The organism is Luteimonas salinilitoris, assembly GCF_041300785.1.
In the GTDB taxonomy this organism is placed as follows: Bacteria; Pseudomonadota; Gammaproteobacteria; order Xanthomonadales; family Xanthomonadaceae; genus Luteimonas; species Luteimonas salinilitoris.
The window spans coordinates 1-1,181 of sequence record NZ_JBFWIB010000053.1 but is presented as its reverse complement, the minus strand read 5'-3'; the positions used below and the strand labels follow the sequence as shown (position 1 = coordinate 1,181).

Below are 1,181 nucleotides of genomic sequence, written 5' to 3'. Positions count from 1 at the left end.
GCCGGTGATTGTAAAAGTCGATGTAGTCGCGGACCGCGCTGCGGAGGGCACCGTCGGTGTCGAAGGTCCGGCGGTGGTACATGTCGGATTTCATCGATTTGTTCCAGGACTCCATGTGCGCGTTGTCGTTCATGCGGCCCGGCCGGTTGGCCGACTGTGCCAGCCCGGCACGGGCCAGATGCTGCCGGAAGTCGCGGGCGAGGAACTCGATGCCCCGGTCGCTGTGCAGCACTGTCCCGGGGGCCGGTGCTCGCGTCCGCAATGCCGCCGCCAGGGCGCGGCGGGTCAGGGCCGCCGTGCGGTCGACCCCCAGCGACCAGCCCAGCAGGCGACGCGAGTGGCGGTCCATCACGGTGGCCAGATAGCGCCACTGGCCCTGAACCTTCAGATACGTCACGTCCGCGACCCAGACCTGGTTGGCGCGGCAGGTCTCGACTCGGTGCGCCCGGCTCTCCACGCTGGACAGGAACCGGGCCAGCCCCGGCCTCCGCCGGTACAGCCGCGCCGAGCAGGCGCGCAAGTTTTCCTCGCGCATCAGGCGTTCGACGCGGCGCCGACCGATTGCTTCGCCCTGGCGGCGCAGCGTCGCATGCACGCGTGGGCTGCCATAGGTCTGCCGGCTGTCGCGATGCACGGCGCGGATCTTCTCCAGCACCTGCGCGTCATCGACAGAACGCGGGCTGGCCGGTCGGCGCCGCCAGGCGTAGTAACCGGAAGGGCTGACTCCGTGTAGGTGGCACAGCGCTCTCATCGGCGCGGCTTCTTCGTGCTGCGCGATGAAGGCGAAGATGTCGGCCTTGGACTGGAAGTGAACGCGATGGCTTTTTTTAAAAGGTCATGCTCGAGCTTGAGCTGCTCATACTGCTTTTTCACCTGCCGCAGCGCCTTGAGCTCGGCCGCTACTGCCTTGTCCACCTCGACACCCTTGGTCATGATCCGGCCCTCGCGTGCATGCTTGCGCCAACGAGACAACATGAAGGGATGGATGTAAAGCGACTCGGCCACATCACGCACCGCCACGCCCGGAAGCTGGCTCAATCGGACGGCAGTGGCCTTGAAGGTGTCGCTGTATCGATAGGTCGTTCTGGGACCTGGCTTGGGCATTGAAGACACTCCTGAAGTGAGATCAGGGTGTCCATTGAACCGTAGGAACTACCGGTTCGGCTTGAATGAATTGTTAG

The 1,181-nt window shown here is 64.9% G+C and carries 2 protein-coding genes; both read right to left on the bottom strand.

From position 1 onward, the window contains the following. Positions 1-778 (bottom strand): IS3 family transposase (locus tag AB5T46_RS20395; protein ID WP_370565943.1); only part of this gene is annotated, 778 nt, incomplete at its 3' end. Beyond that, on the bottom strand, positions 748-1,104 hold the full coding sequence (locus AB5T46_RS20390) for a transposase (RefSeq protein WP_370565942.1): 357 nt from the start codon (positions 1,102-1,104) through the stop codon (positions 748-750). The genes AB5T46_RS20390 and AB5T46_RS20395, both read right to left, overlap by 31 nt. Positions 1,105-1,181 lie beyond the last annotated feature (77 nt).

What these genes read in the sequence shown, in the direction of transcription:
- AB5T46_RS20390 (WP_370565942.1), bottom strand. Translation starts at nt 1,104, where the DNA reads ATGCCCAAGCCAGGTCCCAGAACGACCTATCGATACAGCGACACCTTC.